This window comes from Runella aurantiaca (assembly GCF_003339505.1).
GTDB lineage: Bacteria > Bacteroidota > Bacteroidia > Cytophagales > Spirosomataceae > Runella > Runella aurantiaca.
This window is the reverse complement of the sequence record NZ_QPIW01000003.1, coordinates 321,919-345,818: the sequence shown is the minus strand read 5'-3', so window position 1 is coordinate 345,818 and position 23,900 is coordinate 321,919. Positions and strand designations below refer to the sequence as shown.

Annotated in this window: 21 protein-coding genes; 14 read left to right on the top strand and 7 right to left on the bottom strand. The window is 45.8% G+C overall.

The window, feature by feature from the left end:
• Positions 1-123: 123 nt before the first annotated feature.
• The 5 genes from DVG78_RS06745 (at position 124) to DVG78_RS06725 (ending at position 4,600) form a co-directional block, all read left to right on the top strand.
• Positions 124-1,377 (top strand): glutamate-5-semialdehyde dehydrogenase, encoded by a 1,254-nt coding sequence (locus DVG78_RS06745; RefSeq protein WP_114460296.1) that lies wholly within the window; start codon positions 124-126, stop codon positions 1,375-1,377.
• Between the two features lie 46 nt (positions 1,378-1,423).
• On the top strand, positions 1,424-2,695 hold the full coding sequence (locus tag DVG78_RS06740) for a M14 family zinc carboxypeptidase (protein ID WP_114460294.1): 1,272 nt from the start codon (positions 1,424-1,426) through the stop codon (positions 2,693-2,695).
• Positions 2,696-2,780: 85 nt separating this feature from the next.
• Positions 2,781-3,140 carry a DoxX family protein gene (locus DVG78_RS06735; protein ID WP_114460380.1) on the top strand — a complete coding sequence of 120 codons (360 nt, stop codon included), beginning with the start codon at positions 2,781-2,783 and terminating at the stop codon, positions 3,138-3,140.
• A gap of 16 nt (positions 3,141-3,156) precedes the next feature.
• Positions 3,157-4,140, top strand: a complete 984-nt coding sequence (locus DVG78_RS06730) for a metallophosphoesterase family protein (protein WP_114460292.1) — start codon at positions 3,157-3,159, stop codon at positions 4,138-4,140.
• Between the two features lie 52 nt (positions 4,141-4,192).
• Positions 4,193-4,600: an ACT domain-containing protein gene (locus tag DVG78_RS06725; RefSeq protein ID WP_229598153.1), complete on the top strand. Its 408-nt coding sequence runs from the start codon at positions 4,193-4,195 to the stop codon at positions 4,598-4,600.
• 8 nt (positions 4,601-4,608) lie between these two features.
• On the opposite strand, the gene DVG78_RS06720 is transcribed toward DVG78_RS06725, so the two are convergent.
• Positions 4,609-5,721, bottom strand: a complete 1,113-nt coding sequence (locus DVG78_RS06720; RefSeq protein WP_147277010.1) for a hypothetical protein — start codon at positions 5,719-5,721, stop codon at positions 4,609-4,611.
• A 156-nt stretch (positions 5,722-5,877) separates the two neighbouring features.
• Between DVG78_RS06720 and panC the strand changes: the two genes are divergently transcribed.
• From panC to DVG78_RS06695, 5 genes are all read left to right on the top strand, one after another.
• On the top strand, positions 5,878-6,744 hold the full coding sequence (panC, locus tag DVG78_RS06715; protein ID WP_114460378.1) for a pantoate--beta-alanine ligase: 867 nt from the start codon (positions 5,878-5,880) through the stop codon (positions 6,742-6,744).
• 147 nt (positions 6,745-6,891) lie between these two features.
• Complete coding sequence (gene panD, locus DVG78_RS06710) at positions 6,892-7,245, top strand: aspartate 1-decarboxylase (RefSeq protein WP_114460289.1); 354 nt, start codon at positions 6,892-6,894, stop codon at positions 7,243-7,245.
• 10 nt (positions 7,246-7,255) lie between these two features.
• The gene (locus DVG78_RS06705) at positions 7,256-8,299 is read left to right on the top strand and encodes a lysylphosphatidylglycerol synthase transmembrane domain-containing protein (protein ID WP_114460288.1); all 1,044 of its coding nucleotides are present in this window, start codon (positions 7,256-7,258) and stop codon (positions 8,297-8,299) included.
• The gene (rfaE2, locus tag DVG78_RS06700; protein WP_114067514.1) at positions 8,292-8,777 is read left to right on the top strand and encodes a D-glycero-beta-D-manno-heptose 1-phosphate adenylyltransferase; all 486 of its coding nucleotides are present in this window, start codon (positions 8,292-8,294) and stop codon (positions 8,775-8,777) included. Before DVG78_RS06705 ends, rfaE2 begins: the two co-directional genes overlap by 8 nt.
• Before the next feature lie 96 nt (positions 8,778-8,873).
• On the top strand, positions 8,874-9,584 hold the full coding sequence (locus DVG78_RS06695) for a zinc metallopeptidase (RefSeq protein ID WP_114460287.1): 711 nt from the start codon (positions 8,874-8,876) through the stop codon (positions 9,582-9,584).
• Between the two features lie 56 nt (positions 9,585-9,640).
• Here DVG78_RS06695 and DVG78_RS06690 read toward each other — a convergent pair whose 3' ends face one another.
• Entirely contained in the window at positions 9,641-13,315 is a 3,675-nt protein-coding gene (locus DVG78_RS06690; protein ID WP_114460285.1) for a DUF7948 domain-containing protein, read from the bottom strand.
• An 81-nt stretch (positions 13,316-13,396) separates the two neighbouring features.
• Positions 13,397-14,200, bottom strand: coding sequence for a pyrroline-5-carboxylate reductase (gene proC / locus DVG78_RS06685; protein ID WP_114460377.1), 804 nt, complete (start codon positions 14,198-14,200; stop codon positions 13,397-13,399).
• Between the two features lie 98 nt (positions 14,201-14,298).
• On the opposite strand from proC, the gene DVG78_RS06680 reads away from it, so the two are divergent.
• From DVG78_RS06680 to DVG78_RS06670, 3 genes are all read left to right on the top strand, one after another.
• Positions 14,299-15,582, top strand: a complete 1,284-nt coding sequence (locus DVG78_RS06680) for an AAA family ATPase (protein ID WP_114460284.1) — start codon at positions 14,299-14,301, stop codon at positions 15,580-15,582.
• Positions 15,579-16,340: an HNH endonuclease family protein gene (locus DVG78_RS06675; protein ID WP_114460283.1), complete on the top strand. Its 762-nt coding sequence runs from the start codon at positions 15,579-15,581 to the stop codon at positions 16,338-16,340. Before DVG78_RS06680 ends, DVG78_RS06675 begins: the two co-directional genes overlap by 4 nt.
• A 108-nt stretch (positions 16,341-16,448) precedes the next feature.
• Positions 16,449-19,316 (top strand): alpha/beta hydrolase family protein, encoded by a 2,868-nt coding sequence (locus DVG78_RS06670; RefSeq protein WP_114460281.1) that lies wholly within the window; start codon positions 16,449-16,451, stop codon positions 19,314-19,316.
• 72 nt (positions 19,317-19,388) lie between these two features.
• On the opposite strand, the gene DVG78_RS06665 is transcribed toward DVG78_RS06670, so the two are convergent.
• The 4 genes from DVG78_RS06665 to DVG78_RS06650 all read right to left on the bottom strand — a co-directional run bounded on the left by DVG78_RS06665 (position 19,389) and on the right by DVG78_RS06650 (position 22,867).
• Positions 19,389-20,345 (bottom strand): AAA family ATPase, encoded by a 957-nt coding sequence (locus tag DVG78_RS06665; protein ID WP_114460280.1) that lies wholly within the window; start codon positions 20,343-20,345, stop codon positions 19,389-19,391.
• Positions 20,346-20,564: 219 nt separating this feature from the next.
• Positions 20,565-21,113, bottom strand: coding sequence for a hypothetical protein (locus DVG78_RS06660; protein WP_147277009.1), 549 nt, complete (start codon positions 21,111-21,113; stop codon positions 20,565-20,567).
• A gap of 59 nt (positions 21,114-21,172) precedes the next feature.
• Positions 21,173-21,412, bottom strand: a complete 240-nt coding sequence (locus DVG78_RS06655; protein WP_114460277.1) for a hypothetical protein — start codon at positions 21,410-21,412, stop codon at positions 21,173-21,175.
• An 18-nt stretch (positions 21,413-21,430) separates the two neighbouring features.
• Positions 21,431-22,867 (bottom strand): NADP-dependent isocitrate dehydrogenase, encoded by a 1,437-nt coding sequence (locus DVG78_RS06650; RefSeq protein ID WP_114460276.1) that lies wholly within the window; start codon positions 22,865-22,867, stop codon positions 21,431-21,433.
• A 93-nt stretch (positions 22,868-22,960) separates the two neighbouring features.
• Between DVG78_RS06650 and DVG78_RS06645 the strand changes: the two genes are divergently transcribed.
• Positions 22,961-23,884 carry a LysR family transcriptional regulator gene (locus DVG78_RS06645; protein WP_114460275.1) on the top strand — a complete coding sequence of 308 codons (924 nt, stop codon included), beginning with the start codon at positions 22,961-22,963 and terminating at the stop codon, positions 23,882-23,884.
• The last annotated feature ends 16 nt before the right edge of the window (positions 23,885-23,900 follow it).

Genomic DNA, 23,900 nt, shown 5'->3' with positions numbered 1-23,900 from the left:
GATAAAACTTACCAACTCTCCAAGACATAGTAAGTTTGGGTTTTGCGGCTTTTTTACCCAATTTTACACTCCTAAAATAGCTAACCGATTATTCGTTCATGGTTGGCTTTTACGATTAAAAAAATGACCACCACGATTGTTCCCCAACTCCAAGCTACGCAACAAGCAGCGGCCCAAATCCGCCGTTTGACCAGTGCGCAAAAAACGACCCTCCTGAATCGTTTGGCTGACATACTGATTGAAAATCAAGCCCATATCATGGCTGAAAACCAAAAAGATATGGAGCGTATGCCAGACGGAGACCCGAAAAAAGACCGTTTATTTCTCAACGAAAAACGTATTCAGGGATTGGCCGATAGCCTGCGCGACGTGGCGCAATTGCCCGACCCGTCGGGGCAGGTGTTGTTTGAACGGGAAATTGAACAGGGACTCAAACTCAAAAAAATAGCCGTGCCGCTCGGTGTGGTGGGAGCCATTTTTGAATCGCGCCCCAACGTAACCGTAGACGTAGCCGCGCTGTGCCTGCGCTCGGGCAACGCGTGCGTGCTCAAGGGCGGCAAAGAAGCCGATTTCTCCAATCGTTGTTTGGTGGGGCTGATTCACCAAGCATTGCAAGAAAACGGCATAGATACCAACGCCGTGATGTTGCTACCAACCGACCGCCAATTTGTGATGGAACTGCTCACGGCTACGCGCTATGTTGATATTATCATTCCTCGTGGGTCAGAATCATTGATTCAGTTTGTGCGTAAAAACTCACTGATTCCCACCATCGAAACGGGCGCGGGGGTTTGTCATGGTTACGTAGAAGCTACGGCCGATTTGACCAAAGCCCGCGACATTGTAGTAAATGCGCGTGTATCACGTCCGTCGGTTTGTAATTCGATGGATTGCGTGATTGTTGACAAAGCCATTGCGGCCACTTTTTTGCCGATGCTCAAAGATGATTTTATCAAATGGAACGTAGAAGTGTTTGCCGACGATGAGTCCTATCCTTTATTTGAGCAAGTGCAATATCCTATGCTCCAACACGCTCAACCGCAGGATTTTGGACGGGAATTTCTGGATTACAAAATAGCGGTAAAAATCGTAGATGGTCTGGATGAAGCTCTTTCGCATATTCAAAATTATTCATCCCGCCACTCTGAGGCCATTGTTTCCCAAAACCAATCCGCCATTGACCGTTTTCTCAATGAAGTAGATGCCGCCGCCGTGTATGCCAACGCCTCCACGCGCTTTACCGACGGTGGGGTGTTTGGACTCGGCGCCGAAATTGGCATTTCGACCCAAAAACTTCACGCACGCGGGCCCTTTGCCCTCGAAAAATTGGTAACTGAAAAATGGGTGGTTGTAGGTGATGGGCAAGTGCGCTGGTAGAATAACTTAACTTTGTATAAAACCTAACGTTAAACCTTAAGCCCACATGAAACACCTACTATTGGTGGTTTCTTTTTTTTGTATGTCTGAAACCATTTTTGCCCAAAACAACCTAGCACAGCGCCTTTTCGACGCGCACGAGCTATTCAAAGAAAAAAGCGTCACCGAGCGTCGGGCGTTTAAACATCGTCATTTGGTGCCCCTCATCGATAAGGCCAAAACCAATTCCAATTTCAGCGTTACGGAAGCGGGTAAATCGTTTGAAGGGCGTTCAATTTTTCAATTAAAATATGGCAAAGGCGCACCTCCCGTTTTGCTGTGGTCGCAGATGCACGGCGACGAAGCCACTGCCACGATGGCGTTGTTGGATATTTTTAATTTTCTGAACGCAAGCGGCGATGGCTTTGATGATTTGCGCAAAAAACTTCAAGAAAAAAGTACGCTCTATTTCGTTCCGATGCTCAACCCCGACGGCGTGGAGCGCTGGCAACGCCGTACCGCGCAGGAAATCGACATGAACCGCGACGCATTGCGGTTGCAATGCCCCGAATCAAAATTGCTCAAACATCTTCAACAGACCCTCAAACCCGCCGTGGGTTTCAACCTCCACGACCAAAGCCCGCGCTACAGCGTAGGTGAGTCCAAAGAAGTGGCCGCGATTTCGTTTTTGGCAACCGCCTACAACGAAGAGCGCACCATCAACTCTGTTCGCGAGCGCGCCATGCAGTTGATTGTGGGCATGAACCGTGAATTGCAAAAGTTTGTCCCCAACCAAGTAGCGCGCTATTCGGATGAGTTTGAACCCCGCGCCTTTGGCGATAACATCGCCAAGTGGGGCACCAGTTTGGTGTTGATTGAATCGGGCGGATACAAAAATGACCCCGAAAAGCAGTATCTGCGCAAAATGAATTTTGTGGCCATTTTGACCGCGCTAGAATCCATTGCCGATGGCACTTACGCCCGCGAAAACCGAAACGATTACGAGAAAATCCCGCAAAACGCGCGTAACCACTACGACCTCATCATTCGTAATGCCAAAACTGAATTAAACGGCCAAACCTACACCGTTGATGTGGCCGTAAACCGCAATGAGGTCAACAACGCCGACGCCACCGCGTTCAGTTACCGCAGCAGCATCGAAGATTTCGGCGATTTGTCGGTCTTCTACGGCATTGATGAACTCGACGCCCAAGGTGCTATGCTCGTTGACGCCAAAGGCAAGCCGCTTGTGTTAAGATTGGGTGACCGAGGCAATTTTGAGCTTCGTTCCGACAAGAAAAGCTGGAAAGTCGAAAGCGGATTTTTGAAAAGTTTATAGTTGCCTTAAAATGCAAAAAATTTGGTGCGGTGGGTTGCTTAAATCCACCGCATTTTGTTTATTTCTAAACCTTTTACCATTAAAAATGAAAATACTAAAACTCATCCTGACGTATTTATTCGGTGCCTTCATGATTTTTGGGGGCGTGAATCACTTCCTGAAGCCCGAAATGTACCTTCCTTTTGTTCCGAGTTTTTTACCGGGCGAGGCCATCAACTATCTATCAGGAATAGCCGAAATCATCGTGGGCATCGGCGTTTTTATTCCTGCTTTTCGCTCGCAGTCTACCCTCGGAATTCTCGTGTTGATGTTACTGTTTCTGCCTTTGCACATCGTGGATGTATTCAAAGAAAATCCCGCCATCGGCAGTCATCAAATAGCGCTGATTCGCTTACCCCTGCAATTTGTGTTGATTTTATGGGCTTGGTTCATTCATAAAAAATAATCCTACGACATTGACCATGAAAAGACGAACGCTGCTTTCATCTCTCGCCTTGGCACCTTTAGCCATTCATGCTAAAAATACCACCCAACCAACGCTTTCGGACCGAGGTACTTTTGCCATTGATGCCAACCAGGTGCGTTTCTTCAACGCCGCCATTCGCGAGCGTTTCAGTATTCTGTTTGTGGCCGACACACACTTGTTCATTGATGATACTCGGGGAGAACCTTACCTACAATACAGCGCCCGCATGGCCAAAGCCTACAACCAAACGAAGCATTTCCAGACGGGTGAGCCGACAAATCCAGAAAAATGCTTTCAAGAAACGCTGGCCATTGCCCAGAAAGAAAAGGTTTCGTTGGTGGCACTCATCGGCGACATCATGAGTTTTCCTTCCGAAGCCGCCGTAGATTGGGTAAGTCAACAATTAAAAACGGCCAATCTACCCTACGTCTATACCGCAGGAAACCACGATTGGCACTACGAAGGAATGTCGGGCTCGGCAACGGAGCTGCGCGATACATGGACAAAAAAGCGTCTTTCTCAGCTCTATCAGGGCGAAAATCCACTGATGACCGTGCGCGAAGTTAACGGCGTGCGTTTTGTCGTTATCGACAATTCTATTTATGAAATTCTGCCCGAGCAGTTGGCGTTTTTCCGTAAAGAAGTTGCCACGGGAAAACCCTTGGTTTTGATGGTTCATATCCCCTTGTACGCGCCCGAAAGAGGCATGGGCTTCGGATGTGGGCATCCTGAATGGAGTGCCAAAACAGACCGAAATCACGAGCTCGAACGTCGTCAGCGGTGGCCAGAAGCGGGACACACCGAAGTAACCATGACTTTTCACAAAGAAGTTATGAAAGCATCCAACCTGCTAGGAGTCTTTGCGGGACACACCCACAACCAATCGCTGGATGTCGTCAACGGTTTACCCCAAATCGTCACCAATCCCAACGCGACGGGCGCTTATTTAAAGCTAGAATTTGTGCCACAAAAAATTTAACCAACGGCTTCTGCTAGGTGCCAATAGAATATTATTACAACCTATTTTAGGTATGGATATGGCTAAAAATACGGGAGAAACAGATATCCCTCTTTTATTGAAAGGAATGAACCCCATCTTGAATTCGGGCGAATATGTTTTCTGTACCCTTGAAAAAGATGCGCAAATCCACGTTGACGATGTTTTATTTTTCTTTAGGGAAGCTGAAGGAAATACGGTGGTCATACGACGAGACCAAGCAGACGCCGCAGAGTACGCTTATATGACTACGTTTGCTTGGATTTCACTTACGATTCATTCTTCGTTGGAAGCTACGGGGCTAACCGCCGCTTTTTCATCGGCATTGGCCCAACACAGAATCAGTTGTAATGTAGTGGCCGCCTACTATCATGACCATATTTTTGTGCCCGTTAAGGATGCAGAAAAAGCGATGGGTGTTTTAAAGGCTTTTTCGGAATAAAACGAGCATTATTTCCCCAACATTCCCTTCAATTTATCGAAATCCACCGCTTTTTGCAACCCTGCCATGGCTTGTATCATCATAGGGTCTTTGTGATTACCAACAATAACCACCGAGATAAACTGCGGCGAAGTTCGGGGGAGTTTTTTGTCAAAATAATTGGGATTCGGCTTAATCAAAATATCCGGATAAGGGTCGGTAGCAGTAATAAAAAGATGCGACAAAAAATCGTGAGGGTCTTGCTTTACAATGGCTGGTTTGTTCAATTCATCGGCTGGCATTTTCAGTAATGCCTCTACTTTGGCAATGGCATTTAGAAAGTTTTTTTCGGTTCTTGCTAGATTTTCCCAGTTTTGGGCTTTAAAATATTCATACTCATTTTTGAGGTATTTTTGCAGCTTTAAGGGGTCATTGCTGTATTGCTTTTCCATCAGCTTACGCTCGGTTTCGCGGCTTTCGGCATTTCGGCTCGCCATGGCTTTTTCTTCTTCCAAGCCCTTCAAAAGCTTCTGTTTTTTTCGTTCCAGAAATTCCTTTTTGGTCACCAGCAAAAATGGCCATTGCCCGTTGCGGGTGATGAGCCACGTGTGTTGCTGCCCCATTCGGCCAAAACCGATGCTAGTTTCTTCGACATGGTAATACAATCCGTCTTTTTCAACGGGTAATTGACGAATTGAACGAAATCCATTGTCCCAAGGAGACGAATCCGTGTAAGGTTCGTATACGTCAACGCCAAAAGTAATCACGTTGGCCGCAATAGTGAGGCTCGTTGAGGTCTCGTGCGCCTTCACAACGGTCTTATCGTTACAATAATAGGGCAACACCCGCAAGTTATAGCTATATTGATTTAACCATTGATACTCACTGCGGGTGGCATAATACGCACCGTTGTAGTGGGCATCTACCCCTAGAGGACGGTAACTCTGCTGCATCATTTTGTGCAGATTATCCACGACGATTTTCTCTTTGGCCAAGTCAGCCGTCAACACTCCCGATGTGGAGCCTTTCATGCCTTCTATCCATTTGCCGGGAGTTGTGAGCAACGTTGCTTCATTGCATTCTTGGGCATAAGCATTTCCCATAATTAGAAGAAATACACCAATAAAAACTTCAATTTTCATTTTTTTTACTTCGTTAAGCAGGGTTTAGTATATTGCTAAAACCGTTCGCAACTGAGCAAATATACTGATTTCGCCCCTTGTTTTTCAAGAGGTTGAGCGTACTCCAACTTCGTAATGGGTAATTATGTAGCTTTGTCCAAAATTTCAGGAAGCGTAATGCATATTTTTCATTCCATCGCCGACCTTCGCTCTTACTTGCGTTTACAACGCCAACAGGGAAAGACCGTCGGATTTGTACCCACCATGGGGGCATTGCACGAAGGACATTTGTCGCTCATAGAAGCCTCCAAAGCGCAAAATGACCTTAGCGTTTGCAGCATTTTTGTCAATCCGATTCAATTCAACAATCCCGACGACCTCGCCCGTTATCCCCGCACCCTCGATTCCGACTGTGCAATGCTGGCTCCGGCGGGCTGTGATGCCGTTTTTGCGCCGTCTGCCGAAGAAATGTACGGTAAAGCGACAGCGTCGGACGCCTATGCTAAACCCATTTTAAAATTCGATTTTGGTACACTGGAGCACGTCATGGAAGGGCAATTCCGTCCGGGGCATTTCAACGGAGTCGGAATTGTGGTGTCTAAGTTGTTCAACATCGTTCAGCCCGACCGGACATACTTTGGTCAGAAAGACTTACAGCAAGTGGCCGTGGTTCGGCAGATGATGATTGATTTGGGTTTTCAGATTGAACTTCACCCCTGCCCCACCCTCCGCGAACCCGACGGACTGGCGATGTCGTCCCGCAATCGAAACCTAACGGTGGAAGAGCGCGCCATTGCACCGCATATTTTCAAGGGGTTAAGCTTAGCCAAATCGTTGTTGCTTTCGGGCCGCCCTCCTGCTGAAGTGAAACGAGAAATCACCGCGCATTTTGAGCAACAACCCGCTTTTCGATTGGAGTATTTTGAGATTGTGGATGCCCATTCACTTCAAACCATCGAGGCAATGGCCGACGCTGGACAAACGGCGCTTTGCATTGCCGCCCATTTGGGAAAAGTGCGTCTGATTGATAATGTAGTTTTTTAGCGTGAACTTTGCCCCCCGATTAGCCGTTTTTCAGGTGATTAACCACATAGACATTTAGCTTATCATTCATTTTCAGCAAGAGAGCCGAGACATTGTTTTCCAACATTTTCTCAACGGTTTTACCACTGATTAATAACTTTTCTCAAGATGTTTGTCACAATATTCAAATCAAAAATTCACCGCGTTAAGGTCACTCAGGCAGAATTAAACTACGTTGGGAGCATAACGATTGACGAAGACCTGATGGATGCCGCAGGTATTCTGGAAAATGAACAAGTGCACGTAGTCAACAATAACAACGGCGAACGACTCATTACGTATGTCATTAAGGGTGAGCGCGGTACGGGCATTATTTGCCTCAACGGCGCAGCCGCCCGCAAAGCGCAAGTAGGTGATGTAGTCATCATTATTTCGTACGGTATGATGACCCAGGAAGAAGCAAAAACGTTTAAACCCAAAGTCGTTTTCCCCGACGAAAACAATAAAATAGTTGGCAGTTAGCCGTTTACCCATGAAAAATATCCTTAAATATTGTCTTTCGCTGGCCATTGCGGGTGGCTTGATGTGGTACGTTTTTAAAGACATGGATTTGGCCGCTATGTGGGCTAAATTCGAAAATGCCAACCATTGGTGGCTCATTCTGGTTACGCTTTTTACCATCATTGCCGCGTGGAGTCGGGCCTACCGTTGGAATATGTTGCTTGAGCCGCTGGGTTTTAAACCCTCTTCATTTGACTCCACCGTGGCAGTATTTACGGGTTATTTTGCCAACCAACTCATTCCCCGCGCGGGAGAGGTGACGCGGTGCGGCACGCTCAATCGGCTGGAACGGGTGCCTGTCAATGTCAGCTTTGGTACGGTAGTAGCCGAGCGGGTGTTTGATGTCATTAGCCTTCTGGCACTCATTGGTTTGGCTTTTATACTGGAATTCAACCGATTGAGCGATTTTTTCATGCGTCTTTTCGGTGAAAAACTGGGAATGGGCTCGGGCAACGGCTCTGGTCGAATAGTCCTTTTGGGCGGCGTGGCCGTATTGGGAATAGGCATTGCGGTAGCGGCTTGGTGGTTTTATCGTAACAACGCTGAACGGCTGCGTCAGAATTCTCTTTTTGCTAAAATCGAAGGATTTGTACTGGGATTGGTGGAAGGACTCTTGAGCGTTCGTAAACTTCGCAATCCGTGGGCGTTTGTTTTTCACACGGTTTTGATTTGGACGATGTACCTGCTCAGTTCTTATGTGTGCTTTTTTGTGCTCCCCGAATCGTCCCACCTTACCCTTTTGGCGGGACTGACCGTTCTGATTATGAGCGGATTGGGAATGTCAGCCCCTGTTCAGGGCGGGATTGGGCCCTACCATATTCTGGTCAGTAGCGCGCTGGTACTGTACGGTTTGTCCAAAGAAGATGGGCTGGCATTGGCCACTTATATCCACGGCACCCAAATGATTCTGATGTTGTTGTTAGGCGGTATTTCGTTCATTATCACTTTAGTCAAAAGCCCCAAAGCCGAAAGTCAAACTTCACTTTCACATTCTATTTCAAACAAAAATGTCTAATACTGCCGACAAAATTATGTCATGGGAAGCCGGCGCAGCAGCCGCTCGCGCATGGCAAGCAGAGGGTAAAAAAATTGTTTTCACCAATGGTTGCTTTGATATTGTTCACTTAGGGCATATCGACTATTTAGAAAAAGCCCGCAACCTCGGCCACAAAATGGTGCTGGGCCTAAACACCGACGCATCGGTCAGCAAACTGAAAGGACCGCTACGCCCCGTGGTCAACGAATACGCCCGAGCCCGTTTGATGGCTGCGTTGGAGTTTGTGGATGCTGTCATTTTGTTCGGTGAGCCCACTCCTTTGGAGCTGATTCAGACAATTTGTCCTGATATTTTGGTAAAAGGCGATGATTATACCCCTCAAAATATCGTTGGCGCGGATTTTGTCGTTGAAAGAGGAGGAGAAGTGTTAACCGTTCCGTTGGTTCAAGGTTATTCTACTTCTTTACTTATTGAGAAGATAAAAAAAGGTTATTAACCCTGATTTTAAGTAGATTTTGACGGTTTTATGTTCTTGTTGATAGATACAAAAATCCATTAATCAACCTAAAATCAATAAATCTAAGACACAAAAATGGGAGGTTTAATTCTTATTGGTATCGTATTCATGGTCATTGGGATGTTTGTCCAGTGGCGTCTGAAAAGCAAATTTACGGAGTACTCGCAGGTGGGATTGATGAACGGCATGAGCGGCGCCGAAATCGCCGACCGCATGTTGCGCGACAACGGTATCTACGATGTGCGCATTACCCAGGTGGAAGGAATGCTTACCGACCACTACAACCCCGTTGATAAAACCGTCAACCTGAGCGCCGATGTGTATCATGGGCGCAACGTTTCGGCGGCAGCCGTGGCAGCGCACGAATGCGGCCACGCAGTACAGCATAAAGTGGCCTACGCGCCGCTGAAAATGCGCTCGGCGTTGGTTCCGGTGGTACAAGTATGCAGCAATATCCTCAACATGTTCAACATGGCGATGCTGTTTATCGGCGGGTTTATATTCTACAACCAAGGAATCGTGAGTACTACCCTTTTGACCGTTTTGGTTGTGGCCAACTTGGGTGTAACGCTCTTTGCTTTGATTACCCTTCCGGTAGAATTTGACGCCAGCCGTCGGGCATTGGCGTGGGTAGAGCAGCGCGGCATCGTAAACCGCAACGAACACGTCATGGCCAAAGACGCACTGTGGTGGGCCGCCATGACCTACGTAGTAGCAGCATTGGGCGCATTGGCCAATCTGATGTATTACGCCAGTATGTTGCTTGGAAGAAGAAGCAACGACTAATTGGAATAACTTAAAAACACAATAAAAAAAGCGGCCCGAAAGCCGCTTTTTTTATTTTATTCTATGACCTGTATCCATCCTTTACACTGGACCGTGGGCGTTACTTTTAATTGGTAAAAGTACGTTCCGTTCAAAACCCCTTTACCCCAATCATCAGGATAATTAGCATTGCTGTAAACTTGCTTTCCCCACCGGTTAAATACTTCAAGTTGAGCGTTGGGAATTCCAATGATAAACGTATCGTTTTTGCCATCACCGTTGGGGGTGATGACGTTAGGAATCTTATCTAAGTTCAATACCGAAACTGTCTGTGTCACGGAGGTGGCACATCCATAGGCTGAAAACGCACTGAGCGTCACCTGATAGGTGCCGTTTTGGGTATAAGTAGCAATCGCAGGGGTAGCGTTGGTGCTGCGCGTACCATTCCCCAAATCCCACTCAAATTTTGCATTACCAGAAGTTCTGTTAAAATACTGCAACGTGGTGGGTTGTCCACAGGCGTAAACGGGCTCTATTTCGAAGCGCACATTTTGCGGCCCTTGCTCTACATTGACAGTGACGGTTCGAACGGGGGTGCATCCGTCGGGGTACGTGCCCGTCACGGTGTAGGTAGTCGTTTGGGTAGGTTTCGCCACTGGGTTACGAATTGTAACATCCGATAAGCTCGGCGAAGGAAGCCACGTAAATTTGGTTGCTCCCCCCTGCGCAAGGAGTTGTACACTCTGTCCTGCACAGATAATGGTATCAGGCACGACCCTGAAATCAGTTTTAGTATCTTCAATCCTGACCGTTACGCTTTTTTGGGGTAAACAACCATCGGCGTAAACCCCCGTCACGGTGTACGTAGTCGTTTGGGCAGGTTTGGCTATTATGCGTGTTCCGACAGAATCGCTCAAGGTCAATGCGGGACTCCAACGGTAACGAGTGGCAGTGCCCAAGGCCGTCAAAACCGCACTTTGACCAACACATATCGTGGTATCTTTTAAAGCCTGAAAATCAAGTTTGTTATTATTTACTGTAACCGTCACGTTGCGTTTGACGGTGCAATTAGAATCGGTAACGGTGCAGATAAATTGCGTAGTAGCGTTGACTTTTGCGATGGGGTTGGCAATATTGGGATTGCTTAAACCCTCCGACGGACTCCATGAATACTTGATACCCCCTTGTGCAAAAAGCGGCACGCCCACATTGGCGCAAACAGTCGTATCGCCGCTCGCTTTGGCATTTGAAACGCCCACTTTGATAATCTTGGTCACCACATCTTGGCCCCGACACACCAACGGATTGAATATGCGTAACGTAACGCGGTATTCGCCGGGTTGATTAAAGGTATAGGTTGACTTAACGGGGTCACGCGAGATATTGTTACCCTGCACGTCCCAATTGTAGGTTCTCCCACCAACGCTAGTATTGATAAAATCCAGCGTCAGGGGAGCACATCCAGACACAACGCCTTTGGTTGACCCTTCGTAGGTATCAAAATCGGCCTTCATGCGGTCAATATCAAATTTAAAAGCCGCGTTGTTACAGTCAAGGCTATTCCGATTGACGGACCAAACATTGGGAGTCGAAGGAAAATTGGCTTGCCGACAAACGCAGGTAGCGTGATAAATAACGCCATTTTTGGCAAAACGACTGGTTCCGCCATCCACATGGTCGCCGTCGTCACTGGTGACGGTACTCCCGATAAATGTGCCGTACAACAATGATTTGGCTCCTTTTTCGAGAATAGCGAGGTAAAAATTACTACCAGTGGTGGTACGCATAAACGCATCCTCGGTAGTAGGCAACCCCACGGTACTACTTGACAAAATATAGCCATTGCGACTGTTCACAACACCTCCCCAGCCCGACAAGTAAATATTGCCACATTCATTGACCAGAAAAGCCGTAGGTGCAATATCTGGCCCCTCACGATTGGAACCGATGGTGGTTGAAAATACCGTTTGGGCAAGATTTTTATCAAGTGCATGAACAAACTGGCCTGCGTTTGTAACATTGTAAGTACCCGCCGTAGCGGGATATTTACCGTTTGTAATTCCAAAAACGTGGGCATTTTCTTCGGCATCTACATCCACCAAATAACCAACATCAGAGCTATCGGTACCCAAATAGGTAATTTGGGCTAATTGGTCATTGGCGAATTTAGCCAGAAAACCATCTTCCAACCCTGAAAGGGTGTTTTTGAAAGCCCCTGTTTTTACGGGCAAATTAGAACTTCGGGTTACTCCTGTCACGTAGACCGCTCCCGAGGGTGCCCATTTGATTCCGTACGCTGCGTCGACTGAAGTTCCGCCCAAATACGTACTCATGAGCATCGTTTTCAGGTCCGAACTCAATTTGAATACGACCGCATCCTGACGGCCGCCGTATTGATTGCCCGGCGCATTCACCAACGGAAAATTAGAGGAATTGGTTGAAGTAGCTACGTAGACGTTGTCTTTATCATCGACCACCACTTCTCCCCGAAATTCATCACCGTAATTGGCCAACGAAAAATCAGGCGTACGGCTGTATCCATCGCTCCCGTTTCCGCCCACGTAGGTACTGCCCGACAGCACACTACCCGTAGCATTTAATTTCAGGACGAAAATATCCATACCATTATTAAACTCAAATCCACCGAGGGGCATCACGGGAGTTCCGCCCCCAAAACGGGTTTGAAAAGCCCCCGAAGTAAGCGGAAAATTGAGGGATGATGTTGTTCCAAAAATCACTAATTCACCCTTATTGTTCACAATCATGCTGTGCGGTACATCGCAATCAGAACCACCAATGTACGTGCCATACAATAACCGCGTTCCATCGGGACTAAATTTAAGCAGTCCAATGTCTACTTGATTTCCAGGCCCACCTATTTGCCTTTGAAAAGCGCCCGCCGTGGTGGGGAAAATACCCATAGAGTGCGTCGTGCCCACCGAGTACAGGTTTCCCTGTTCATCGTAGGTAGCAGCATGCCCGAAATTATTGGCGTAAGAGCCCGAAAAAGTCGAAAAAACCAGTTCCGGGTCAATGGTCAACGGGACCGAACGGTCATAGCCTTTGGGAAAATCAAACGAAAGATATTCCCCCTCTAGTCGGTACTGCGTGGCTACTTCCTTACTGCGTTGGTTGATTTCTTGATACGTGTAAGGCTTCGCTTCCTTAAATTGGTTGACCGTGGTGGCCACGAACAGCTCGTTCTTGACCAATTTTAGCTCTTTGCTGCCCACGTAGCGCATTTTGATACGCGAAGCATCGGCATTGGGGGCCACCAAAAATTCATATTTGAGCGTTTGCCGAAAGGCGTACATTTTGAAGTCAATGCCCGGATACACATCACGGTAAATGACTTCGCCAAACGACGCCACATTGGAAGCCCAACGGTTGGGGTCATTGCCCAAAAAGTAGTTGTATGTGGCAGTGTTTTTGTGTTGTTCTTCTACGTTAAATGTAGGATTTGACCCCTCAAAAAGCACTTCCACGGCGTGCCCGTTTAACGCACCTGTTTTGCGGGCATTGGGCGCACCTTTTCGGGCGTGAACACTCTTGAGCGCCTCTTCTTCAAAGAAGACATACATCAGCGATTTTTCTTTCAGCAGCAAATACCCTCCCGGTATTTCGGCGCAATAGCGCACGGCGGCCTCCCACTGTCCCTGATTTCGCACAAATCGAACCGCGGCGGAATTTTGCGCCATCAGCCCGCCAGTAATTCCCAGAAATAGTAAGGTAATACGTAAAATTTGCTTCATACAGAAAAAACGAAAATGCAGCTTTTAAATTACGAAGAATAATGACTTTGGCGTTGAAAAAGCCCGATTACTTGCTGTTTTCTATCCTTTTGACAATTCCTTCGCCCGACGCTCGGCCGCCAAGATTCCCGTTTGAAGGGTTTTGGACAAATCGCCCGCTTCAAACTCCCGTAAAGCCGCTTCCGTCGTGCCGCCTTTTGACGCCACGGCCTTGATTAAGTCATCCAAACTTTTGTCGGCATTATTGATTAAATGAAACGACCCCAACATGGTTTGTTTGACCAAGAGCGTTGCCAACGACTCTTCAAAGCCCATTTTCTTACCTGCTTCAACCATCGCTTTGACCAAATAATAAAAATAGGCTGGGCCGCTACCACTCAGGGCCGTCACGGCATCCAGCATGGATTCGTCTTCCAAAAACACCGAGCGCCCCGTGGCGTTGATGAGGTTATCTACTTTCAACAATTGCGCAAAACTCAACTCCTTGGCCGCCGAGAAGCCCGTGATGCCCATGCCAAGCATGGCGGGGGTATTGGGCATGGCCCGAATGACCAACCGATGGTCGAGTTTTTCCTGAATATTGGCAATCGGAATCCCTGCCATAATCGACAATATGACCTGCTGTGGCTGTAATACTTCGCGTAACGCATCCTGCACCGCCGCAAAATCCTGCGGCTTGACCGACAGAATCACAATATCGTACTCTCCTATGTGCGTACTGATGGTTTCAATGACCACGCCCGTGTTTTCGGTACGCAGGGTTTCAGCGCGGTCGGCGCTTTTTTCAATCAAAAGAAGGTTCTCTTTTTTTACAAGATCATACTGCAAAAACGATTTGGCAAAGGCCATGCCCATGTTTCCGCAACCTACAATAGCAATTTTCATTGGTTCGGGGTAAAAATTGGTGGTTAAAGCGCAAAATTGGGGATATTTTGGCAATAAAACGCGATTTTGAGTAAGTTTACAAAAAAGATACAGCGCACATGAGCCAAGAAATCGAAGGGGTTTATTTGAGTAAAGTTACCATCAAAGACTTTAACTGCTTTCGGGGCGAGCAAACGATTTCGTTTACGCGACCCGACGGCCGCTATCAGCAATGGAATGTTATTTTAGGAAATAATAATACAGGAAAGACAACGATTTTAAGGTTGTTGAGTGGGTTGAGTATTAGCAGAGAGATGTATAAGATACATAACGAAATACTCCCAGCAGGTGCATTTAGCGACAAATATTTACATGAATACTTTTCCCAACAACATGAGTTTACTGTCAAATCTAACCTCCAATATTTCAAAAAACATATATTAAAAAACGCTTTGTGGGGCTATAAACAGGAATCTAACTTAATGGTCAAATATGCATTGTGCAATGATGAACATTTAGGATTTATTAGCCTTTTAATGATACAAGGATATGGTACCTCCCGTAAAATGTCTCCCTCCAATTTATCAGAAACATATATTGATAATGCTATTGGAGGTCTCTTCCAAGACAATTACGAACTTATAAACGCCGAAGAATGGCTATTACAACTTGACTACGGCGCTAAAAACGGAATTAAAAACGCTGAAATCGTATTAAATAAGCTTAAAACGGTTCTGACCAGCGGCCTTTTACCAGATGTCAAAGCAATAGAATTAAAATCAGAATTGAATCCTGAAACCAACAGTATCAAGAACTACGCGCTGTTTGAGACAGATTATGGTAATGTTCGTTTGAAAGATTTGGGTTACGGCTATCAGGCAACGATGGCTTGGGTAGTAGACTTAGCCAAAAAGTTATTTGAAAGATACGCTTCATTAGAAAATCCTCTCACGGGGGCCGCCATTGTGTTGGTAGATGAAATTGATTTACACTTACACCCCGATTGGCAACGACAGGTTATCAGCCATTTAAGTAGTATTTTCCCCAATGTTCAGTTCATTGTCACGGCGCATAGCCCTCTGATTGTACAATCGGCAGACAATGTCAACTTGATTATTTTAGAAAAAGGGAAAGATAACCAAACGCACATTCGGCAGGAATTCGGCACATTTAAAGGGTGGACGGTAGAAGAAATTTTGCAGGATTTGATGGGCCTTGGCGATAAAACCCTGTCAGACACCTACTTGAATCTTCTTCAACAATTTGAAGATGGGCTTGATAGCGATAACTATGAGAAAGCGAAGGCCGCTTATGATGAACTTTTACTGATTCTTCACCCCCAAAGCAGCCAACGCAAATTGCTAAAGTTACAGTTGGGAGCCATTGCCCCTACCACCGTATGATTAGATTGCAAGACGTACCACGCCCCGCAGAACTGACCGATGAATTGATAGAAAAGCTAACAAAGGAATTTGAGGAGACAGGTAGGCATGTTTGGAAGCAAAATTTTATCACGAATAATTTATTGAAAATGTCTAATGGGAAATGTGCATTTTCCGAATGTATGTTGGTCGAAGAAGGAAAATATCTCGAAGTAGAACATTTCCACCCAAAAAAGTTATACCCTAGCGAAGTAGTAAAATGGGAAAATCTACTCCCCATCAGCAGTCCATGTAATAAAACTAAAGGTGACCATGACACAAAGAAAGAGCCCATTCTCAACCCTCGATACCAAAATCCTCAAGAGCATTTGTACTTTCGGGCGTACGAGCTTAAACCTAAAACAAGTCAGGGTGATTTAACGATAAATAAACTCAAGCTTAATGATAGGAGAATTTGGCTAACTAAGAGATTTGAAATAGGTGAATTAGCAAAAAGTAAGCTCAAAGATGTTCGTCGATTTTTAGAACATTTCATTTCTGATAACGAACGCTCTATTTTCAGTCAAGATGAAATAATGTGTAAGCTCATTAATTTACTTCACGAAGGAACTCCCAAAGCCGAATACAGCGCTGTTGTAGCCTCTTATTTGCTCAATGACGATGATTTTCAAATTATAAAAGACCTGATGCGAAAAAATAACCTCTGGGATGAGGAATTTGAAAGCTTAGAAAAGCAACTAAAATTCTGCGCCTTGAATGTTCGAGAACCCAAATCATAGTCGAATTTTTCCGGTTCGTCGCAAATTGGAAATAATTTTAGCAGGGGTAGCCTAAACTTCTGAAATTTGACCTAATCAACAAACAATAACCATTTGCCTGACCAAATAATGAAAAAGTATCTACTGCTTCTACTGTTAGGAGGGCTTTCTCCCGCGCTCATTGCCCAAAAGAAAGCAAAAAAATCGGCCCCACCTCCCGCGCCGACGGTTGTCAAAAAACCGCTTACCCACGATGTGTACGATTTTTGGAAAGACATTCCTGAGCGGGTCATCAGTCACAACGGACAGTGGTTTGGCTACGCGCTCAATCCGCAGGAAGGTGATGGGAAAGTGGTATTTCACAATCTTGCCACCAATCAAGCCGACTCCGTAGCCCGCGGCGAAGGGTTGAAGTTAAGCACGGATTCGGAGTTTGCCGTTTTTAAAATAAAACCCCAACTCGAACTGACCAAGGCGGCTCGACGCGCCAAAAAGAAAAAAGACGAACTACCGAAAGACTCATTGGGGATTTATGCACTCGCCTACAAAAAGCTGGTCAAATTTCCAACGGTTCAGTCTTTTAAATTGCCCGAAAAAAGCAGCGATTGGGTAGCTTTCTTGGGCGAAAGCCCAAAAGTAAAGCCAGATACCACCAAAAAAGCCCCGAGCAAACGCCCCAAACGGGAATCGGACGAAAACGGTTATCGCTTGGTGGTGAGACAATTGAAAAGCGGAACTGAAAAAATATTTCCGTTTGTGACCGAATACGAAGTAGCCAAAAATGGCAAACGCCTCGCCTTCGCTTCTACGGGTGCCGATTCTACCAAAACGGGCGTTTATATCTTTGAACCCGCCACCAATCAACTCACCCTGATTCACGCGGGCGTGCCCAAGCACAAATTCAAGAAATTATCCTTTGACGAAAACGGCGACCAACTCGCTTTTGTGGCCGATTTGGACACCAATGCCAAAGTTCAGGTTCGTTTGCCGAAGTTGTTTTATTGGAAATCAGGCGACGTCACCGCCACCCGCTTGGCCGACGAAACTACCCAACCCGCCGCGCAGGGCTGGCTCATCAGCAGCGAATACACGCCCAAATTCTCCAAAGATGGGGCGAAATTGTTCTTCGGAACCAATCCTAAACCCATTGTTCAGGATACCACACTCCTCAACGAAGAAATCGTGAACGTGGAAGTGTGGCATTGGCAGGACGCCAAACTCCAGACCCAACAAAAAGTATCGTTGGAGAGAGACCGCAAAAAATCGTATTTGGCGATGGTCAACCTCAGCGATAAAAAATTGGTCCAATTGGGCAGCGAACTCATTCCAGAGGCCGAGTTGATCAATGAAGGAAACAGCGATTTTATCATCGGTCATTCCGACATTCGCTACTCCAATCAGCACTGGGACTGGAACCCCAAAGAAGATGCGTACCTCATCAGCACCCGCGACGGTTCTAAAACCCTACTCAAAGAAAAAATCCAAGGCAATGCGCGCGTATCGCCCGAGGGTAAGTATTTGTACTGGTTTTCCAACCCCGACACCGCGTGGTTTGCGCACGATATTGCGGCCAATAAAACCATCCAATTGACCACCAATAAAGCTGTCAAATTTGCCGACGAAGAAGACGACCACCCTGATTTCCCAAATCCTTACGGCCTTGCGGGCTGGACCAAAGGCGACCAATCCATCCTCATCAACGACCGTTTTGATATTTGGCAAATTGACCCGCAGAACCCTAATACTCCTAAGAAATTGACCAACGGTCGGGGCGACAAACGAGTCTACCGCTACGTACGATTGGATGCGGAAGAACGGAACGTTGATTTATCTAAACCATTGCTCCTGAGTACAGTCAACGAAACCACCAAGCAGTCGGGTTTTGCCCAATTATCTCCCACTTTGCAGGTAACAAAGTTGTACGAGGGCGATTTTAGCGTCGGAAATCTGGTGCTGAAAGCCAAAAATGCCGACCGTTATCTGTTTACAAAACAAACCTTTAAAGAATATCCCGATTGGTACGCCACCGACGGAAGTTTCAAGAGCATAACACGTGTCACCAATGCCAATCCGCAGCAGTCTAATTACCTGTGGGGCTCGGTCGAAATCGTGAACTGGAGAGCTGGCGACGGCACACCGTTGCAGGGATTATTATACAAACCAGAGAATTTTGACTCGACCAAGAAGTACCCAATGATGACGTACTTTTACGAGAAAAACGCCGATAACGTACACACCCACTACGCCCCGCGCCCCATCCGCTCGTACATCAATTTCTCGTATTTTGTGAGCAATGGTTATTTGGTTTTTGTTCCTGATATTGTGTACAAAACGGGCTATCCAGGCCAAAGTGCCTACAATTGTATCGTGCCGGGCGTGTTGAGCATGATTGACAAAGGATTTGTGGACAAAGACAAAATAGGAATTTCTGGGCACAGTTGGGGAGGCTACCAAACAGCGTATTTGGTCACGCAAACCAACCTTTTCAAAGCTGCCGAAGCAGGCGCTCCCGTAGCCAACATGACGAGTGCTTACGGTGGTATCCGCTGGGATTCAGGACTTTCACGCCAAGCGCAGTATGAGCGCACCCAGACTCGTATTGGGGGTACACTGTGGGAAAAACCCATGCAGTACCTCGAAAACTCACCGCTTTTCCACGCGCCCAAGATTCAAACGCCCGTGCTCATGATGCACAACGACGACGACGGCGCGGTGCCTTGGTACCAAGGGATTGAGTTTTACATGGCGCTGAAACGTCTGGACAAACCCGTTTGGATGCTGAACTACAACGGCGAAAAACACGGCCTCACCAAACGCCAAAACATGAAAGATTTCGCGGTTCGTTTGTACCAATATTTTGACCATTACCTCAAAGGCGCCCCCGCGCCTTCGTGGATGGCGGAAGGCTTGCCCTTGGTCGAAAAAGGAATCAATCAGCACTTGGCACCTGCCAAAGCAAGCGGAGGCTCACAATTGGGCGGCGGAAGCGAGAAATAACAGCAAAATTGAAGTTCATAAAAAGAGCGCTCGGAAAACCCTGAGCGCTCTTTTTATGAATATATAACAACTTTATCGTCCAATCGCTACCTTCCTTAAAATTGAATCAATGACGTAGCGCGTCGTGATGCCGTCGGCTTCGGCTTCGTAGTTGAGCATGATTCGGTGATTGAAGACGTCGGGAGCCGCTTCTTTTATATCTTCTGGAAGCACATAATCTCGGCCCGCAAAATACGCCAATGCTTTGGCGGCCAAGTTGAGTTTAATGGTCCCGCGTGGCGATACGCCAAACTGCATGTATCGAGCTTCGTCGCGCAAACCATAATCTAGGGGGCGACGCGTAGCAAAAACCAGCTCCACAATGTAGTTTTCTAAGGTTTCAGAAAGCGTAATCTGATTGATTCCGTGGCGAATTTGCGCAATATCTTCCTTCGTCAAAATTGCTTTCGGCTCGTAGTTATAATCCAGATTTGACATCCGGCGCATCACTTCCATTTCTTCAGTTTTGCTGGGATAATCCACAAAAACTTTCATCATAAAACGGTCCAATTGTGCTTCGGGGAGTGGATACGTACCTTCCTGCTCCACGGGGTTTTGGGTGGCTAACACAAAAAAAGGACGGTCGAGGCGAAAGGTTTCTTCACCGATAGTGACTTGCTTTTCTTGCATGGCTTCCAACAACGCCGATTGCACCTTGGCGGGTGAGCGGTTGACCTCGTCGGCCAAAATCATATTGGCAAAAATAGGCCCTTTTTTTACTTCATAATCGCCCAATTTGGGTTTGTAAATCATGGTGCCGATGATGTCGGCGGGAAGTAAATCAGGTGTAAACTGAATACGCTGAAAATCCAGATGCAACACCTTAGCCAAGGTATTGACGGTAAGGGTTTTGGCTAGTCCAGGTACACCTTCCAACAAAATATGCCCTCCCGTACATAATCCGATAAGCAGTCGATTGATCAGGTTTTCTTGCCCCACAACCACTTTTCCCATTTCCTCAAAAATCTCCTGTATTTTGTTCTGTGGCATTTGGTTTCAAAGTAAGTGTAAGATGTAAAGTTAGGAATTAGCCGTTTTTACACCTTATTTTCTTACATTTTTTCTGCATTATCTGTTCTCCAAAGGCAACAAAAACACTTTTTCCCTGCTCTTTAACGACGAGATATGCCCTGAAACCATGTTATTGACAAACCTTACACCCCTATCGACCTACTCCCGAAGAATGCATAAGACCCATTGGCACAAGCGCTAAACCATTGACTCTGTGTAGTATAGGGTTAGCACCCTACTGGTATTATCCAAATTGCCATTTTGCGATGCCGCCAGTTGTATACGCTCTAAAAATTCCCAATTGATGGATATAATAAAGTCGTCGTGCTTGGAGGTCAAAAGTGCGTGTATACGTAATTGCCCCTCTCCTATTTCGTTGCCGAATATACTTTGACAACTCATCTCATACAATTGCTTCTTTAAAAGCTTTTCGGTCAATGAAAATGCCGTATCTGTTTTTGAAAACAACTCCTGAATCTCTGATTCGCACCTAAGTCCTGTCATGCTTTTGTTTTGCAGCACATATTGAATAAAACAGCAGGACACTTCACCGACCAAGCATATATCGGTTATTTTTTCTCTTTGAATCGTTTTTTTGACCGCTTTTAAGAAGTTATCATCATCAAAATAGAAGACCGAGGCAGGCGCAGTAAGAAACAAAACGTCCCCGAAGTGTTTGGTAATAAACCTTTCCATTTGGCAAAAAGGACACACCAGAAACAACTGATTTTGGGGCTTAGCATTCATGATTAGTTCGTGACATTTTAATTTGGGGTTGTACCCTCAATTGGGCACAACCCGTTTTTTTAGCCGATATTAATTTCAGCATTCAAATCACACTGCTTTTGCTTGATTATGAGCTGTTTTGCTTCATAGAAATCCTGAAGGAGATTTTTAATACGATTTTCGCGCATTTTTATGTCCTCTTCATTATCACTTTTTTCAATCTTACTTTCATGAAATTTTATTTTTACATGAACCAGTTGCGTAAGAATATCAAGTGCCTCAGATTGAGTGAAATTTCCTTTGAGAAATGGGATGTTCATGATTGAAAAAAGTTAAAGTTACTGTCCTTGCCCCAAAGAAAATGCGGGTTTCCCGTCAAAAGCATACAGGTTTTCGGTCTTGACGACGTCGATGCCTTTGTCGTGAGCCGCGCCTAACAGTTGAATAATTTGTTGTTTGTCTAACTTCTTGCCTTCAAGCGGCTTAAAGCGGCAACGCCAGTGGTCGGTGCAGAATGTTTCGGAGAATCCATCTGGCCATACTTTGATGCCACGATTGGTAATCATGCTGATTTGCACCTCAGAGGTATTGATTTGTTGCACTTTTTCCGCCAGTTCGTCGGCGCTGGTTCCGTTCCAGTGTACAAATAAATCTACGCCAAGCAGTTCTTTTAACTTGGGCGCTTTGCGTTGGTATTTGGGTAGGTTAAGTGCTGAGCCGTTGGCGTAGCTAACCGCTTTAAATTGCGAGGGTTTTTGGCCTAAGTTGCCAATCACTGCTTCGGCAAACTCTTTGGTCCCCACTTTTTGTTTGCTCACTCCTTCTTTGAAAATGTCATAGGTGTGGATGCCGTCCTCAATCGTTTTCAGCCACGCGTTTTGTACTTTTTCGGCCACCTCGGTTTGTCCGATATGATTCAGCATCTGAATCGCCCCTTGCAACAATCCCGACGGATTGGCCAGATTTTGTCCTGCCCTGCGCGGGGCTGAGCCATGAATGGCTTCAAACATGGCACATTCTTCGCCGATATTTGCCGAGCCAGCCAAACCCACCGAGCCTGCAATTTGCGCGGCAACATCGCTCAGTACATCTCCGTATAAATTGGGCATCACAATCACATCAAAGACCTCAGGCGTATCGGCCATTTTTGCCGCCCCGATGTCAATAATCCAATGCTCATTTTCGATGGTGGGGTATTCTTTGGCAATCTCATCAAACACCTGATGAAACAATCCATCCGTTTGTTTCATGATGTTGTCTTTGGTAAAGCAAGTCACTTTTTTTCGTCCGTACTGTTTGGCATACTCAAAAGCATAGCGAACAATTTTTTCGCAGCCCGGGCGGCTGATGAGTTTAAGGCACTGAACCACTTCATCGGTTTGTTGGTGTTCTATTCCTGCGTACAGGTCCTCTTCATTTTCCCTGACAATGACAATGTCCATCTCGGGGTGTTTGGTCTTCACGAAGGGATGTAAACTAACGCAAGGGCGTATGTTGGCATATAGGCCCAAAAACTTTCGGGTGGTTACGTTCAAACTTTTGTATCCTCCCCCCTGCGGTGTGGTAATGGGGGCTTTGAGGAAAATTTTGTTCTTGCGGATGATATCCCAAGATTCTTTGGCAATCCCCGCTGTATTGCCAGCTAGGTACACTTTTTCGCCTACCTCTACTTCATCAATTTCAATTTGAGCTCCTGCGGCTTTAATAATAGACAGAGTGGCATCCATAATTTCAGGCCCAATGCCATCGCCTTTTGCTATCGTAATTCTTTTCATTACTTGATTGGTTTTTGATTGACGGCACAAAAATCTGCACTGATTTTCATAAGTTTTTATTTAACTTTGCTATCATTATCATAAATATTTTTTATGAACTATACCCTCAATCAGCTAAGAGTTTTTCTGAAAGTGGCCCAAACGCTGAGTGTTACCAAAGCAGCAGAAGAGCTACATTTAACCCAACCAGCGGTTTCAATTCAGCTCAAAAATTTTCAGGATCAGTTTGAAGTGCCTTTGATAGAAGTCATAAACAAGAAAATTTATGTCACTGATTTTGGTAAAGAGATTGTTGAGGCTGCCGATAAAATTCTGAGTGAAGTCTATGCCATCAATTATAAAATGCACGCCCACAAAGGGCAACTTACGGGAAAACTTAAACTATCGGTAGTATCCACGGGAAAATACGTAGCCCCTTATTTTATTGCAGACTTCATCAAACAACACTCTGGAATTGAACTACTTATGGATGTCACTAACAAAGCACAGGTAGTGGCAAGTTTAGAAAAAAACGAAGTAGATTTTTCGTTGGTGAGCGTGTTGCCAGAAAATCTAAAAATTGATAAAGTGGAATTGATGCAGAACAAGCTCTTTGTCGTTGGGAATTCGGAAGTGAGCTATGAGGCAAGTCAATACGACAAAAGCATTTTTGAAAACATACCCCTTATCTATCGAGAGCCAGGGTCGGGCACAAGGCACGTCATGGAAAAGTTTATTATTCAAAATAGCCTTCCAGTGCTCAAAAAGATGGAATTAACCTCAAATGAAGCCGTTAAACAAGCCGTTATTGCTGGGCTAGGTTATTCAATAATGCCATTAATCGGCATTAAAAATGAGTTAGTCAACCAGCAACTGCAAATCATTCCCGTCGAAGGCTTTCCCATAACATCTACTTGGACGTTGATTTGGTTAAAAGATAAAAAACTGTCGCCCGTAGCTAATGCCTATCTTAATTATCTCAAAAAAGAAAAGCAAAATATTATTAATGTTAAGTTTGCTTGGTTTGAGAATTATTGAGCCTAGATGAAGACGA